Origin of the sequence: Sulfitobacter maritimus, from assembly GCF_013346665.1 — a bacterium.
GTDB lineage: Bacteria > Pseudomonadota > Alphaproteobacteria > Rhodobacterales > Rhodobacteraceae > Sulfitobacter > Sulfitobacter maritimus.
In genome coordinates this window covers 1-273 of the sequence record NZ_JABVBB010000010.1, presented here as the reverse complement: position 1 = coordinate 273, position 273 = coordinate 1, and the positions used below count along the sequence as shown (strand labels likewise).

The 273-nt window shown below is 47.6% G+C and carries 1 rRNA gene; it reads left to right on the top strand.

From position 1 onward, the window contains the following. A 23S ribosomal RNA gene (locus tag HTT03_RS00045) occupies positions 1–273 on the top strand; the annotation flags it as partial.

Below are 273 nucleotides of genomic sequence, written 5' to 3'. Positions count from 1 at the left end.
GTGATACTCTGCGATAAGCCATGGGGAGCTGAGAATAAGCTTTGATCCATGGATTTCTGAATGGGGCAACCCACCTGATACTTTGTTATTATTGCTTCGCAATATGTACGCTCCGCGCCGACCTTTGGTCGGTACACCGATCCTTTCGGATCGGCACTGGGGCTTGCAGCGGCGCAGTTAATAATGAGGTAAAACAGGTATTTTTAGGCTGAATATATAGGCTTAAAAAGGCAAACCCGGGGAACTGAAACATCTAAGTACCCGGAGGAAAGG